Annotated in this window: 14 protein-coding genes; 6 read left to right on the top strand and 8 right to left on the bottom strand. The window is 50.9% G+C overall.

Going from position 1 to position 14004, the window contains the following annotated elements; translation table 11 throughout:
- The first annotated feature begins 151 nt into the window (after window positions 1-151).
- Together ydeE and mgtS are read left to right on the top strand one after the other, a co-directional pair.
- Window positions 152-1339, top strand: a complete 1188-nt coding sequence (ydeE, locus tag ACLJRE_RS06445; RefSeq protein ID WP_001068050.1) for an efflux MFS transporter YdeE — start codon at window positions 152-154, stop codon at window positions 1337-1339.
- A 247-nt stretch (window positions 1340-1586) separates the two neighbouring features.
- Window positions 1587-1682, top strand: a complete 96-nt coding sequence (mgtS, locus tag ACLJRE_RS06440; RefSeq protein WP_000901531.1) for a protein MgtS — start codon at window positions 1587-1589, stop codon at window positions 1680-1682.
- 347 nt (window positions 1683-2029) lie between these two features.
- Here mgtS and ACLJRE_RS06435 read toward each other — a convergent pair whose 3' ends face one another.
- Window positions 2030-2422: a YdeI family stress tolerance OB fold protein gene (locus ACLJRE_RS06435; RefSeq protein WP_000775494.1), complete on the bottom strand. Its 393-nt coding sequence runs from the start codon at window positions 2420-2422 to the stop codon at window positions 2030-2032.
- A 427-nt stretch (window positions 2423-2849) separates the two neighbouring features.
- On the opposite strand from ACLJRE_RS06435, the gene ACLJRE_RS06430 reads away from it, so the two are divergent.
- On the top strand, window positions 2850-3377 hold the full coding sequence (locus ACLJRE_RS06430; protein WP_001235363.1) for a 2-oxo-tetronate isomerase: 528 nt from the start codon (window positions 2850-2852) through the stop codon (window positions 3375-3377).
- Window positions 3378-3496: 119 nt separating this feature from the next.
- Here the strand turns inward: ACLJRE_RS06430 and ACLJRE_RS06425 are convergent, their stop codons facing one another.
- Both ACLJRE_RS06425 and dcp read right to left on the bottom strand, forming a co-directional pair.
- Window positions 3497-3679: a general stress protein gene (locus ACLJRE_RS06425; protein WP_000807642.1), complete on the bottom strand. Its 183-nt coding sequence runs from the start codon at window positions 3677-3679 to the stop codon at window positions 3497-3499.
- A 344-nt stretch (window positions 3680-4023) separates the two neighbouring features.
- Window positions 4024-6066 carry a peptidyl-dipeptidase Dcp gene (gene dcp / locus ACLJRE_RS06420; protein WP_053296632.1) on the bottom strand — a complete coding sequence of 681 codons (2043 nt, stop codon included), beginning with the start codon at window positions 6064-6066 and terminating at the stop codon, window positions 4024-4026.
- Between the two features lie 138 nt (window positions 6067-6204).
- Between dcp and ydfG the strand changes: the two genes are divergently transcribed.
- The 3 genes from ydfG to ydfZ all read left to right on the top strand — a co-directional run bounded on the left by ydfG (window position 6205) and on the right by ydfZ (window position 8151).
- A complete protein-coding gene (gene ydfG / locus ACLJRE_RS06415) occupies window positions 6205-6951 on the top strand; it encodes a bifunctional NADP-dependent 3-hydroxy acid dehydrogenase/3-hydroxypropionate dehydrogenase YdfG (RefSeq protein WP_000636564.1) in 747 nt (248 codons plus the stop codon).
- A gap of 129 nt (window positions 6952-7080) precedes the next feature.
- A complete protein-coding gene (locus tag ACLJRE_RS06410; RefSeq protein ID WP_000215562.1) occupies window positions 7081-7767 on the top strand; it encodes a GntR family transcriptional regulator in 687 nt (228 codons plus the stop codon).
- A 180-nt stretch (window positions 7768-7947) separates the two neighbouring features.
- Window positions 7948-8151, top strand: a complete 204-nt coding sequence (ydfZ, locus tag ACLJRE_RS06405) for a putative selenium delivery protein YdfZ (protein WP_000989267.1) — start codon at window positions 7948-7950, stop codon at window positions 8149-8151.
- 66 nt (window positions 8152-8217) lie between these two features.
- Here ydfZ and ACLJRE_RS06400 read toward each other — a convergent pair whose 3' ends face one another.
- The 5 genes from ACLJRE_RS06400 to ACLJRE_RS06380 form a co-directional block, all read right to left on the bottom strand.
- Window positions 8218-9684, bottom strand: a complete 1467-nt coding sequence (locus tag ACLJRE_RS06400; protein WP_023212738.1) for a mannitol dehydrogenase family protein — start codon at window positions 9682-9684, stop codon at window positions 8218-8220.
- A 143-nt stretch (window positions 9685-9827) separates the two neighbouring features.
- Window positions 9828-11207, bottom strand: coding sequence for an MFS transporter (locus ACLJRE_RS06395; RefSeq protein ID WP_000192118.1), 1380 nt, complete (start codon window positions 11205-11207; stop codon window positions 9828-9830).
- Window positions 11208-11260: 53 nt separating this feature from the next.
- The gene (locus ACLJRE_RS06390; protein WP_001628970.1) at window positions 11261-12280 is read right to left on the bottom strand and encodes a Zn-dependent oxidoreductase; all 1020 of its coding nucleotides are present in this window, start codon (window positions 12278-12280) and stop codon (window positions 11261-11263) included.
- A gap of 10 nt (window positions 12281-12290) precedes the next feature.
- Window positions 12291-13505 carry a starvation-sensing protein RspA gene (gene rspA, locus ACLJRE_RS06385; protein WP_000706264.1) on the bottom strand — a complete coding sequence of 405 codons (1215 nt, stop codon included), beginning with the start codon at window positions 13503-13505 and terminating at the stop codon, window positions 12291-12293.
- Window positions 13506-13626: 121 nt separating this feature from the next.
- A complete protein-coding gene (locus ACLJRE_RS06380) occupies window positions 13627-13953 on the bottom strand; it encodes a YnfA family protein (RefSeq protein WP_000921382.1) in 327 nt (108 codons plus the stop codon).
- Between the last annotated feature and the right edge of the window lie 51 nt (window positions 13954-14004).

Genomic DNA, 14004 nt, shown 5'->3' with positions numbered 1-14004 from the left:
TTACCGTGAGCATGGCATTGAACAACACACGATGGGCAAAATCCTGCGTTATGGTATGTTAAGACTACGCTATAGCGTATAGACATCATGCTTTTGCGGGCACGGTAGATTAAAACGTCCCGATACGTAACCTCCATTTCAGGCAGGAAAAATGAATCCAGGATTGAGACGTTCGACGTTGGCTCTACTCGCCTCATCGCTGTTATTGACAATTGGACGCGGCGCCACGCTCCCCTTTATGACCATCTATCTTAACCGTCAGTACGGTTTAGGCGTGGATCTGATTGGCTACGCGCTGACCAGCGCGTTAACGATTGGCGTCATTTTTAGTCTTGGCTTTGGAATTCTGGCGGACAAGTTTGATAAAAAGCGCTACATGTTACTCGCGATTATCGCCTTCGCCTGCGGATTTATCGCCATCCCAATGGTGCATAATGTCGTACTGGTTGTCCTGCTTTTTGCGCTTATTAACTGCGCCTATTCGGTTTTTTCTACCGTCCTGAAGGCCTGGTTCGCCGATAATCTCACCGCGACAACAAAAACACGGATTTTTTCGCTCAACTATACCGTACTCAATATCGGCTGGACGGTTGGCCCGCCGCTCGGCACGCTGCTGGTGATGCAAAGCATCAATTTACCCTTCTGGCTTGCCGCTATCTGTTCCGCATTTCCGCTGGTCTTTATTCAGGTATGGGTGACACGTTCGGTTGCCGCCAGCGAGGGGAAAAATGCCGCTATCTGGTCTCCCTCCGTTCTGCTGCGCGACAAAGCATTATTGTGGTTTACGCTTTCGGCATTTCTGGCCTCCTTTGTGGGGGGCGCCTTTGCGTCCTGTATCTCACAGTACGTTATGGTCGTTGCCGATAGCGGCTTCGCGGAAAAAGTGGTAGCCGTCGTCCTGCCGGTTAATGCGGTTATTGTGGTCAGTTTGCAATACGCCGTGGGCCGTCGACTTACCGCCGTCAATATTCGACCAATGATGACGACCGGCACCGTCTTTTTTATCGCCGGGCTCATCGGATTTATTTTTTCAGGCGACAATCTGTTTTTTTGGGGGCTTTCAGCGGCAGTATTCACGATTGGCGAAATTATTTATGCCCCCGGCGAATATATGTTAATTGACAACATTGCGCCTGCCGGGATGAAAGCCAGCTATTTTTCAGCGCAATCGCTGGGCTGGCTGGGTGCGGCGGTAAACCCGCTGGCCAGCGGCGTCATCCTGACGACGCTTCCCGCCTGGTCGCTTTTCGTTGTCCTGATAATCGCCATTGTGTTCGCCTGGGCACTGATGTTAAAAGGAATGCGGATTACCCCTACGCAACAGGCTATCACCTGTTAATTATCTGCAGCCAGTGATGTGTGCAGTTTCTGGCGCACTGGGTTAACCCTATATATTGCAGGCTAATTATCTGCTGTCACTGCGACAATTCAGGAATATTCCTGGACGCTGACGAAAATATTCTAATGTTTTACCCTTCCAGTAAAATAAATACGCAATTCAGACTTTGCTTAAGTATAAATTAGTACTATAGTCTGTACGAGGTTTTTTAAAAAAGAGGATGCACGCTAAAATAAGGAGAAACGAGATGTTAGGCAGTATTAACCTTTTTATCGTTGTATTAGGAATTATTTTATTTTCCGGATTTCTGGCCGCCTGGTTCAGTCACAAATGGGATGATTAATGAACGGAGATAATCCCTCGCAGAGCCGGCCCCTTGCTGCATCGTTGCGCAAGGGGCCGCTTTTGTCTGGATGGCAGGCAAAAAAAACCGCCGGTTCACCAGCGGTAAATGCTTGCATGGATAGATTTGTGTTTTGCTTATACGCTACCGGGCAAATTCTTGCGAGGATAACGGATCGCTAACGACTGTAGCACCGTCAATATCAATGAAGCTTAAACGATACGCAACCAGACCTGAATAAGACATTATGGGATCTTTTTGTCCCCCAGGCGCTTTTACAAGACCCATGGTATCAGGCCAGCCGCGTGCCTCGTATGGCTGACCTGGAGATTGCCGGTTAGCGCGCGTTATTTTTGCAGTCGGTTCACGCGAACAAGCGGTTCCTTCGCTTTCTTGTCCAGACTACCGTTAATGTTGATCATTTGATCCGGCTGAACTTCCCGCCCATCAAATACGGCGGAAGGAATTATCACGTTAATCTCGCCGGATTTATCACGAAATACATAGCGATCGTCGCCTTTATGATCAATAAGGTTGCCGCGCAGCGAAACGGTCGCGCCATCATGCAGGGTTTTTGCCTGTTCGATGGTCATTTTTTCTGCATCATCCGTACCGCGATAACCATCCTCAATAGCATGAGGCGGCGGCGGCGCCACGTCTTTTTTTAATCCCCCTTGATCATCCGCTAGCGCGTAAGGCATTATCAGCAAACTTAAAAATGCAGCCACCGGTAGTTTCATGCTCTCTCCTTAATAACGTCTATTTGACGTATTAAGTCTGGCCGCTATTTTTAGTTTTTACAAACATGAATTTACCCGCAGGATATTAAGCAATAAAATCAACCCATCCGGATTAATATGCAACCGATATCAGCGCCGGTGAGCACGAAAGCGTAACGGCGTAATAGTTAACTCGCCACATCGCTGAAGTCATATGCATCAACGTCTTGATAGCAATTCAGAATAATCGGCTTTATTTTTTGAGGATAATGGCCTTACGCATAATCAATGACAGTCATCGCCGCAGAAAAGTAAGCAAGTTATGCAACAGCGGGTTTGTTGGTAACTGGATAAAATAATCATTCACTGACAATGTCATAAAATAAACATGCCATACTTGAGAAGAACGAACAGATTTCTTTTGTCTCTGGTAACGGAAAAATAAACGATGAGATTAGAACAGCACGATATTGTCACCCTTGATGAAGCCGAAACCGTCGATACCCTGACAAAAAAACTTGGTGATTTACTGGTTAACCAGAAACTCCGTCTGACCACTGCAGAATCCTGCACTGGCGGGAAACTGGCTTCAGCATTGTGCGCAGCAGAAGATACGCCCTCATTTTACGGTGTGGGTTATGTCACCTTTACTGATGAAGCCAAAGCAAAAATCTTACGCGTACAACGCCACAGTCTTGCCGAACATACCGCCGTCAGCGAAGCGGTCGTTACTGAAATGGCACAGGGCGCTAAGGATCAGGCTGAGGTCAATATCAGCATAGCGATCAGCGGCTATGGCGGTCCGGAAGGCGGCGAAGATGGCACGCCGGCGGGCACCGTTTGGTTTGCCTGGAATATTAACAATACAACTTTTACAAGCCGACAACATTTCAACGGAGATTGTCAGGAAGTATTGGAAAAATGCGTACGCTTCGCCCTCGCTGAATTGCTTTTTCTGTTAACGAAGAAAGCATAAAAAATAATTTCATCTGACCGGTCAGAATAACTCCCGGTCAGAATAAAAAAATGCGAGCCTATGGCCCGCATCGTATGCGCAATATTTCAGAATATATTTACGAAATATCAGGAGTAAAATTAATTGCCGGATTTCCGTCCGCCACTGTGGCTATTCTGGCCACCTTTTTTACCCGCTTCAGATGCACGCTGTGGGTCGTTTTTAAAGTTCCCACCGCTATGCTGGCCGCCTTTACGACCTGCTTCTGAGGCTTTCTCTTTATCTTCTGCAAAATTACCGGAACCGCCGCGATGTTCTGCCATAATATAATCCTCATGATGATGTTGCGTTTTAAATATGATATGTCTTCTCATATCATGTGATACAGTTCTAAATCTAGTCGCCCTGTGCGCAGTGTCAAATTCATTTCTGCATTATTTACATAATACCACCACATGGCAGAAAATATATTTTTTGAAAACATCAACAGCGAAGCGGTAATAAATCTTTGGCAATCAAGCCACCACGGTAAAATAAGTAGAAAAATCCGAATGCACGCCCTTGTTATATTCAGACAACTTAACCCCATAAATTTAACTGGCTGTCATCAGAAGTGCAGGATTCATTTTCAGGCGGTTGTTCGACAGTGCCGAACAACCGTATCAGCTTAGCGATCGAGCCCACGAGATTGCAACATGGGGTCAATATGCGGTTCATGTCCACGCCAGGCTGAATAAAGCGTTTCTAAATCAGTACTATTCCCCCGGGAAAGGATAGCATCACGAAAACGCTGCCCGTTTTCACGCGTCAGGCCGCCCTGCTCTACAAACCATTGATAACCGTCATCCGCTAACATTTGCGTCCACAGGTAGGCGTAGTATCCCGCTGCGTAGCCGCCGCCGAAGATATGGGCAAAATAACTGCTGCGATAGCGGGGCGGCACTGCCGGTAAATCAAGATGCTCGGCGGCCAGCGCCTGCTGCTCGAACTCAGCGACAGACTGCTCTGCTACGCTCTCCTCCAGCATATGCCAGCGCATATCCAGCAATGCGGCGCCGAGCAATTCAGTCATATCGTAACCTTTATTAAATAAACTCGCCTTGCGCATTCTTTCCTGTAAATCAGCAGGCATTTTTTCACCGCTGTCGACATGACGCGCGTAGCGTTCGAACACACGCGGATGGCTCGCCCAATGCTCATTAATCTGGGAGGGAAACTCAACAAAGTCGCGGGGCGTATTGGTACCTGAAAGCGTGGCATAGCGTTGGACGGCAAACAAACCATGTAACGTATGACCAAACTCATGGAAGAGCGTAATAACGTCGTCCCAAAGCAGTAATGCAGGCTGCCCATCAACCGGTTTCTGATAGTTACAAACATTGTATATAACGGGCCGGGTTTCGTTGAGTGTGGATTGCTCGACAAAATTCCCCATCCACGCGCCGCCGCTTTTCGAGTCCCGCGCGAAGAAGTCGCCATAAAATAACGCCATGCCGACACCATCGGAATCGAAAATCTCCCACACCCGAACATCAGGGTGATACACCGGAATGTCAAAACGCTCGACGAAGGTGATGCCGAATAGCTGGTTGGCGGTCCAGAAAACCCCCTCTTGCAAGACCGTATTTAAGGCAAAATAGGGCTTCAGTTGCGCTTCATCTAACGCATATTTTTCCCGCCGTACCTGTTCGGCATAGAACATCCAGTCCCAGGCCTGAACGGTGTAGCCGCCCTGCTCACCCTCAATGACGTTCTGAATTTCCGCCTGTTCATTGAGTACACGCTGACGCGCTGGCGGCACAATGCCACGCATAAAGCTCAGTGCGGCTTGCGGCGTTTTCGCCATCTGATCGGCCATTTTCCATGCGGCATAATTGGGGAACCCCAGCAGTTTTGCCTGACAGCGACGAATCTCTACCAGACGCTGAACGATAGCGCGGGTATCGTGGGCATCTCCTTTTTCCGCCCGAGTCCATGACGCTGCGAATAAATTTTCGCGAGTCTGGCGATCGCGCAGTGTAGCAAGCGCAGGCTGTTGCGTCGTATTAAGGAGCGGAATGAACCAGCGCTCCTCCAGGCCTTTTTCACGCGCCGCTTCAGCAGCGACGGTCATTTCTTCCGGGCTTAATCCTGCCAGGCAATGCGCGTCATCGACCGCCAGCCCGCCCGCTTTACTTGCCGCAAGCAGACGCTGATTAAACTGACTCATTAAGGTCGCGGATTCAGTATTCAATACCTTCAGTCGCGCTTTATCCTCTTCGGCAAGCTGCGCGCCTGCCAACACAAAACGCTGATGGATCACATCGACCAACCGTAGCGACTCATCATCCAGCCCCAGTGAGTGACGCTGTTGCCAGACGGCATCCACGCGAGCGAATAACGCGCTATTCAGATAAATATCGTTGGAGAGCGCCGCCAGCTCGGCAGAAAAGGCCTCATCCAACCGCTGGAGTTCATCGTTAGTGTGCGCGGCCGTCATCGCGAAAAAAACGCTGGTGACGCGTGACAGAAGCGCCCCGCTTTGCTCCAGCGCCAGAAGCGTATTCGTAAAATCAGGGGCCGCCGGATGATTGACGATGGCCTCGATTTCCACGCGTTTTTGCCGCACGCCCTCATCAAAAGCAGGACGATAATGGCAATCTTTGATCCGATCAAAACGCGGTGCCTGATAAGGCAACATACTCTGGTCTAACAAAGGATTCGTCGACATTTTTCACTCCTGAAAATAGGTTGATCATAAGAGTAAGCTTCCCCCTATGCTGACCGCAACCGTGTTAACCAGGATTACCCTTTCATAAACGCCGCGTGCTATGGTAATACAACACAAAAAGCGTTGAGGAACTGTGTGATGATCGTTTTAGTAACTGGAGCAACCGCAGGGTTTGGCGAGTGCATTGCACGCCGTTTTGTTGAGAATGGACATAAAGTCATTGCCACGGGACGTCGTCATGAACGCCTGCAAGCGTTAAAAGATGAGCTTGGCGAGAACGTATTGACCGCCCAACTGGACGTGCGCAACCGCGCGGCCATCGAAGAGATGATGGCCTCTCTGCCTGCGCAGTGGCGCGATATTGATGTGCTGGTCAATAACGCCGGTCTGGCGCTGGGTCTTGAACCGGCGCATAAAGCCAGCGTAGAAGACTGGGAAACTATGATCGATACTAATAATAAAGGCTTAATTTATATGACCCGCGCCGTGCTGCCAGGAATGGTCGAACGTAATCGCGGTCATATCATTAACATCGGTTCAACCGCCGGCAGTTGGCCTTATGCTGGTGGCAACGTCTATGGCGCGACGAAAGCCTTTGTGCGCCAGTTTAGCCTGAATTTGCGCACGGATTTACACGGCACGGCGGTTCGCGTGACCGACATTGAACCGGGTCTGGTTGGCGGTACCGAGTTTTCCAGCGTCCGTTTCAAAGGCGACGATGAGAAAGCGGGTAAAACTTACGAAAATACCACCGCGCTCACGCCAGAAGACATTACCGAAGCGGTATGGTGGGTGGCCACACTCCCCGCGCATGTGAATATTAATACCGTTGAAATGATGCCTGTTACCCAATCCTTCGCAGGGCTCAGCGTCCACCGTAGCTAAGGGGTTATACCCGGTCTGCGGGCCGGGTAATCCCTGGCAAACGTATCTGCAACCAGAAACATGAAAGGTATAGACCACCACGGAAAAGTGGTAGAGTATCCGGGTCAACCGCCTAAAAAGTAAGAATGAATGACCGTCGAAACGCAGCTTAACCCTACACAGCCAGTCAACCAGCAAATTTACCGTATTCTTCGGCGTGATATCGTGCATTGTCTGATCCCGCCTGGCACGCCGCTATCAGAAAAAGAGGTCTCAACCCGTTTTAACGTTTCGCGTCAACCGGTGCGCGAGGCTTTTATAAAGCTGGCGGAAAATGGGTTGATTCAGATCCGCCCTCAGCGCGGTAGTTATGTGAATAAGATTTCGCTTTCTCAGGTACAGAATGGCTGCTTTGTTCGGCAGGCGATCGAATGCGCGGTGGTCCGCCGTGCGGCGGCGATGATCACCGACAACCAGTGCTATCAACTGGCGCAAAACCTGCACCTGCAACATATTGCCATCGAGCGCAAACAGATTGATGATTTTTTCCAGCTTGATGACGATTTCCACCAAAAGCTGGCGCAGATCGCCGATTGCCAGTTAGCGTGGGATACCATTGAAAATATCAAAGCGACAATCGACCGGGTTCGCTATATGAGTCTGGATCATGTTTCTCCGCCGGAGATGTTGTTGCGCCAGCACCATGATATTTTCTCCGCGCTGGAAAATCGTGACGGCAATGCGGTTGAGAGCGCAATGACCCAGCATTTGCAGGAAATTAGCGAATCCGTCCAGCTTATCCGTCAGGAAAACAGCGGCTGGTTTAGTGAAGACTAACCCCCTTTAACGTCGGGGTGAGACGCCTTCTCCGCTTTCTCACCCTGCACATTCCCGCCTAAAAAGCCGTGAGCTTGATCAAAAACAAAAAAAATTCGCAACGATAAGCGTATTTATATGTCGCCCGTCATGCGGGGAAACCTGCGGGCTTTGGCTGTAAGTTTGAAAGGAGAAAACACCATGATGACATACGATCGTAACCGTAACGCAATCACTACCGGTAGCCGGGTCATGATAAGCGGCACGGGTCATACCGGGATTATCAAAGCCATTGAGAGCGAAGGTCTGGATGCAGGTCAAATTCGCCGCGGCAAAACGGTGATTGTCGAAGGTTGTGAAGGTAAATTCGCGCCGGTCGAACTGATTCGTCTTGGCATGAACTGATACCACTGGCCGCTAAGAACCGCCCCGGCCTTCCCGGTAGCATAATGCTACCGGGTCTCTGTTGCGCTACTTCAACCGCTCGGCATATTTCGCCACGCTCGCTTTCGCGCCATATGTCAGTAAACTGTCATAGGCTTCTTGCACTTTTTGCGTAAACCGCGCCGCCTGCGGCAAATCGTTGCCGAAAATTTCAGCCATTCCCAGCAGCGCCTTAACACGACTTGCGCCTTCTTCACTATTTGCCACGGCGCGCTGAATAACCGGCAATAGCGGATCGCTAATGTCGATCGCCTTGCCCTGTTCATCCACGCCGCCGACGTAACGCATCCACCCCGCCACGCCCAGCGCCAGCAAATCAAAATCGCTATGATTAGCAAGATGCCAGCGAACGGAGTCCAGCATACGCTGCGGAAGTTTCTGGCTGCCATCCATTGCAATCTGCCAGGTACGATGACGCAACGCCGGATTACGGTAACGCGCAATCAACTGATCGGCATAACGCTGTAAATCTACCCCCTGGACTTTCAGCGTGGGCGCCTGCTCGCGTAACATTAACGCCTGCGCGGTCAGACGATAGTTGTCGTCATCCATACAGTCATTAATATGCTGATAGCCGGCAAGATACCCCAGATAAGCCAGGAATGAATGACTGCCGTTAAGCATTCGCAGTTTCATCTCTTCAAACGGAACCACGTCGGCGACCAACGTCGCGCCCGCGTTTTCCCACTGCGGACGACCCGCCACAAACGTATCTTCTATCACCCACTGGCGAAACGGTTCACAGGCAACGCCCGCCGGATCGCGCACGCCGGTCAGTTGTTCGATTTTATCCAGCGTCTCCGGCGTGACCGCAGGGACAATCCGATCAACCATGGTTGACGGAAATGTCACGTTTTGCTCGATCCATATCGCCAGTTCCGCATCCACCTCCCGGGCGTAAGCCGTCACAACCTGACGCGTCACATGCCCATTTTCCGGCATGTTGTCGCAGGACATCACGGTAAATGCCGGTAAGCCTGCGGCTTTACGACGCGCTAACGCTTCGACAATAATACCCGGTGCCGTTAGCGGTTGATGCGGATTTTGCAGGTCGGCGGCAATCATGGGATGTTCCAGCAGAAGTTGGCCCGTGGCTGGCGAATGACAATACCCTTTCTCGGTAATGGTCAGAGACACAATCGCTATTTGCGGTTCGCACATCGCCGCCAGCACACGTTCCAGACCATCAACCTGGACATGCAACGCCGCCTTGACGACGCCCACCACACGCGCCGTCCAGGCTTCCGCCGACATCTCCGCCACGGTATAGAGGTTATCCTGCTGCTTTAGATCGGCAATCTGCTGTTCGCCGCCAATAAGGTTAACCTCATAATAGCCCCAGTCGCTATGCTGCTCCGCAGCCAGAATATCTGTATAAACCCCCTGATGCGCGCGATGAAACGCGCCAAAACCGAGATGGACCATCCGCGCCGCCAGCGCCGCACGATCGTAATCAGGAAGCGTCGCCTTTGCCGATAAAAGCCTGTTTTGCATTTTATAACCTCTATATTCTGAAAGCGGAACAGTCGCAGAGTAACGCCTGCCCTGGTGCATTTGGATTTACGCTAATTAAACAAAAGTGACCGGACAGCATGGCCGAAACCGCATTAGCGTTCCGGCCATACCGTCGACACGATTTAACTCGTCTGGGTTGCGGAGTGGCGTAACTTCTCTGCCGCTGTCGCTTCCGCCGCATCCTCAGGCAAACTCAGGTCGCGATCTCTGACCTCCGGCATCAACAGCGCAGAAATCAGACCAATACACGAGTAGAGCACCAGCATAATTAAGATGGGCAGCCAGGAATCGGTCATGTTACAAAAGATTCCTGCGAGGACGGGGCCAAAACCGACCGCCACCAGCCCCCCTGCCTCTTTTGAAATCGCCATCCGGGTGAAGCGATTACGCGATCCGAAAATTTCCGCCATGGTAATGTTTTCCAGCGCAAATAATCCCAGCACGGCAAAGTTATGAATAACAATGAGCGCTGCCATAATAACGCCAGGGCTATACGTTTTATCTACCACAATAGACAGCATCGGCCAGGCGAGGATAATCGCGGAGATATTCAATATTATATACGGCAGCCGACGACCGTATTTATCGGACAACCACCCTAATAGTGGGATAGTGATAAAACCAATTACGGAACTTATCATTAACGCATCGGTTGGGATAGATTTGTTAAATAATAACGTCTGAACTAAATATCCGGCAAGGAAGGTTTGAATAAGCCCCGAATTCCCAGCTTGTCCAAAACGTAAACCGGTGGCCAGCCAGAAAGATTTGCTGGTAAACATCGCGCCCAATGTATTTTCTGACGCAGGCGTTAACGCTGGCGATTTTTCGCCTTCGCTTACTTTTTCGAATACCGGGCTTTCTTTCAGATTCATTCGCAGCCAGATCGCGAATATCATGACAACGACGCTCGCCAGGAAAGGAATACGCCATCCCCAGGCGATCAGTTGTTCGCGTTCAAGCGCAAAGAACATCACCGCCCAGATCGCCGTCGCGCTCAACGTACCGCAGTTGGTGCCCATCGCGACCAGCGAGGAAATGATGCCACGCTTTCCTTTCGGCGCATACTCGGCCAGCATGGTACCCGCGCCGGAAATTTCCGCCCCGGCGCCCAGCCCCTGTATAATTCGCAATGTCACCAGTAATACTGGCGCAAAAATACCGATTTGCGCATACGTCGGCAGTACGCCAATCAGCGTGGTGCAGATCCCCATCATGGTGATGGTAATAAACAATACTTTTTTTCGTCCGATGCGGTCGCCCATTTTACCAAAAACAAAGGCGCCGATAATTCTGGCTATATAACCTGCACCATAGGTGCCCATTGCCAGAATAAGCGCCATCGCGGCAGACTGTTCCGGGAAAAATATCTCATGGAAGACCAGAGCCGCGCCTAGTGAATATAACTGAAAATCCATAAATTCAAGCGCGGTGCCTAACCAGCCAGATACGGCAGCGCGCACTAAATCCTGAGTCGATCGTTCATGCTTTATTTGTGTCATATAGGCAATCTCTAAGAGGTAAGATGCGTACCACTTACTCGCAATTATTTATATTATTTCGCAAACGTGAGTAAGACTTTGCAGCATTGACGCTGGTCTTTCTCGAAAAGCTCAATCGCGTCGGTGACATGTTGATAATCAAATGTATGCGTTATCAGCTTATCCGGATCAATAAGCCCTTTATTCAGCCAGTCAATCACGACCGGGAATTTATTGGCATTAAGACGCGATGAATAAATAGCCAGCTCTTTTCCGGTAATACCCTGCTGTACAATCTCACACGGGTCGCTGGAAAATCCCATCAGGACAATGCGTGCCGCAGGCGATGCAAGGGTAATCGCCTCTTGCAGGATAGCGGGATGACAGGCGGCATCGACAATCAAGGTCGGTTTTAGCGCCTTCTGCTGTAGAAATTCCGCCAGTGAATGTTGACCATTATTGAGGGTCCAGTCAGCGCCGCTCTGCTTCGCCATCGCTAAACGCTCTTCAATGCGATCAACGACTATGACGGTTTTAACCTGATAAACCCCTTTCAGCGCCTGTACGGTCGTCAGTCCCATCGGGCCTGCGCCATAGATAAGCGCCACGTCCTGCTCGGTTGGATTCACCTGCCCCGTCACATTTGCCGCAATGGTAAACGGCTCAACCATGACGGCATGATGGTCTGCGATGTTGTCCGGTATGCGATAAGCATTACGGGCCGGCGCCACCGCATACTCGCTGAAACCGCCGTCACGATGCACGCCCAGCACCACCAGCGAGGTACACACATTGGGTTTACCAACTGAACAAGGGTAACAATGCCCGCAACTGATCACCGGATCGACGGATACCCGTTCTCCTATCCGGTCGTGATTGACGTTGTCGCCTACCGCGTCGATGACACCGAAAAATTCATGGCCTATGACACGGGGATATTTTGCAAAGGGATTATGTCCCCGATAAATATGACTGTCGGAACCGCAGATACCCGCCAGTTTCACTTTAATACGAACTTCACCCGGCGCAGGCTGCGGAAGCGCGCGCGTTTCGATGGTTAATGTATTCGGTTTTTCGATTACGATGCTTTTCATTTTTCGCTCCTTACCAGTTCCACAGTGTGCCGTCTTCCAGGCGGGCCACCGGCAAATAGGCTGGATCGTACGGATATTTCGCCGCCAGTTTTTCATCAAACTCAATGCCCAGTCCTGGCTTGTCGCCCGGATGCATATAGCCGCCCTCGAACGTCCAGTTATGCGGGAAAACCTCCAGCATTTGTTCGGAGTAGCCCATAAACTCCTGCACACCAAAGTTAGGCACCCACAGGTCGAAATGTAATGCCGCGGCCATACAAACCGGCGACAGATCGGACGGCCCATGCGAACCGGTACGCACCTGGTAGAGCGAGGCAAAATCGGCAATGCGGCGCATCCCGGTAATACCACCGGCATGGGTAAGCGTGGTGCGGATATAGTCAATCAATTGCTCTTCAATGAGCTGTTTGCAATCCCAGATACTGTTAAAGACTTCGCCTACCGCAATCGGCGTGACCGTATGCTGGCGGATGAGGCGGAAGCACGCCTGATTTTCAGCCGGCGTCGGGTCTTCCATCCAGAACAAACGATAGTCTTCAATACATTTGCCAAAGCGGGCAGCCTCAATAGGCGTCAACCGGTGATGCATATCGTGCAGAAGATGTTCATTAAAACCGAACGTATTACGCACGGCGTCAAACAGCTTTGGCGTAAAATCGAGATACTTTTCCGTTGACCACAATTGTTCTTCCGGCCACTGGCCTTTTGTCGCGGGCTCATAGGCCAGCCCCTTGCCTTTCGCCATGCCGTAGGTGGTTTTCATCCCCGGAACGCCGCACTGCACGCGGATTGCTTTGAACCCTTGCTCTTTATGACGCGCGTAGTCTTCCAGCACATCGTCAATGGTGTGGCCTGTGGTATGGCAATACACCATGACGCCTTCACGAGAAGCGCCGCCGAGTAACTGATACAACGGCATATTGGCGGCTTTGGCTTTAATATCCCATAGCGCCATATCAACCGCGGAAATGGCGGACATGGTGACAGGGCCACGGCGCCAGTACGCACCTTTGTAGAAGAACTGCCAGATATCTTCGATGCGGCGAGCATCCCGCCCGATGAGCTGTGGGCACAGGTGATCGGTAAGGTACGAGGCCACCGGGAGCTCGCGTCCGTTCAGGGTGGCATCCCCCAGACCGGTGATCCCGTCTTCCGTGGTTATCTTTAAGGTGACGAAGTTACGCCCTGGACACGTAACAAAAACTTCAGCCCCTACAATCTTCATGTTTATTCCTTACATCGCATTATGGGATGCAGGAAATTTACCCAACTGAGCTACTACCATACAAGTATATTGATGTAAAAAGCGCTGCCAGATCACAAAATGTTCTGGTCGCGCGGCAATGTTACGTACGTCCCCATCCGACGACGATAATCAGCATTCCACACAGCGCGATCAGCGCGCCGCACCAGTCATAAACCGTGAGCCGGACGCCATCGACAACACGTAACCACAGGAGCGCAGTACAGACATATACCCCACCGTAAGCCGCATAAACCCGCCCACTCGCCGCCGGATGCAAGGTCAAAAGCCAGACGAATAACGCAAGTGACGCGGCGGCGGGCAGAAGCCACCACACGCTGGCACCGCGCTTAATCCATAGCCAGGGAAGAAAACATCCAATGATTTCACAGAGGGCGGTGACAAAGAAAAGCAGAGTCGTCTTTAGCATGAGATTCATTTGGTTACGAAATGATAAGTGATAATACAACAGAATATCGTT

Origin of the sequence: Salmonella sp. SAL04157 (assembly GCF_046551635.1) — a bacterium.
Classification (GTDB): domain Bacteria; phylum Pseudomonadota; class Gammaproteobacteria; order Enterobacterales; family Enterobacteriaceae; genus Salmonella; species Salmonella enterica.
Note: the sequence above shows the minus strand (reverse complement) of the source record. Positions and strands in the feature narration are given on the sequence as shown.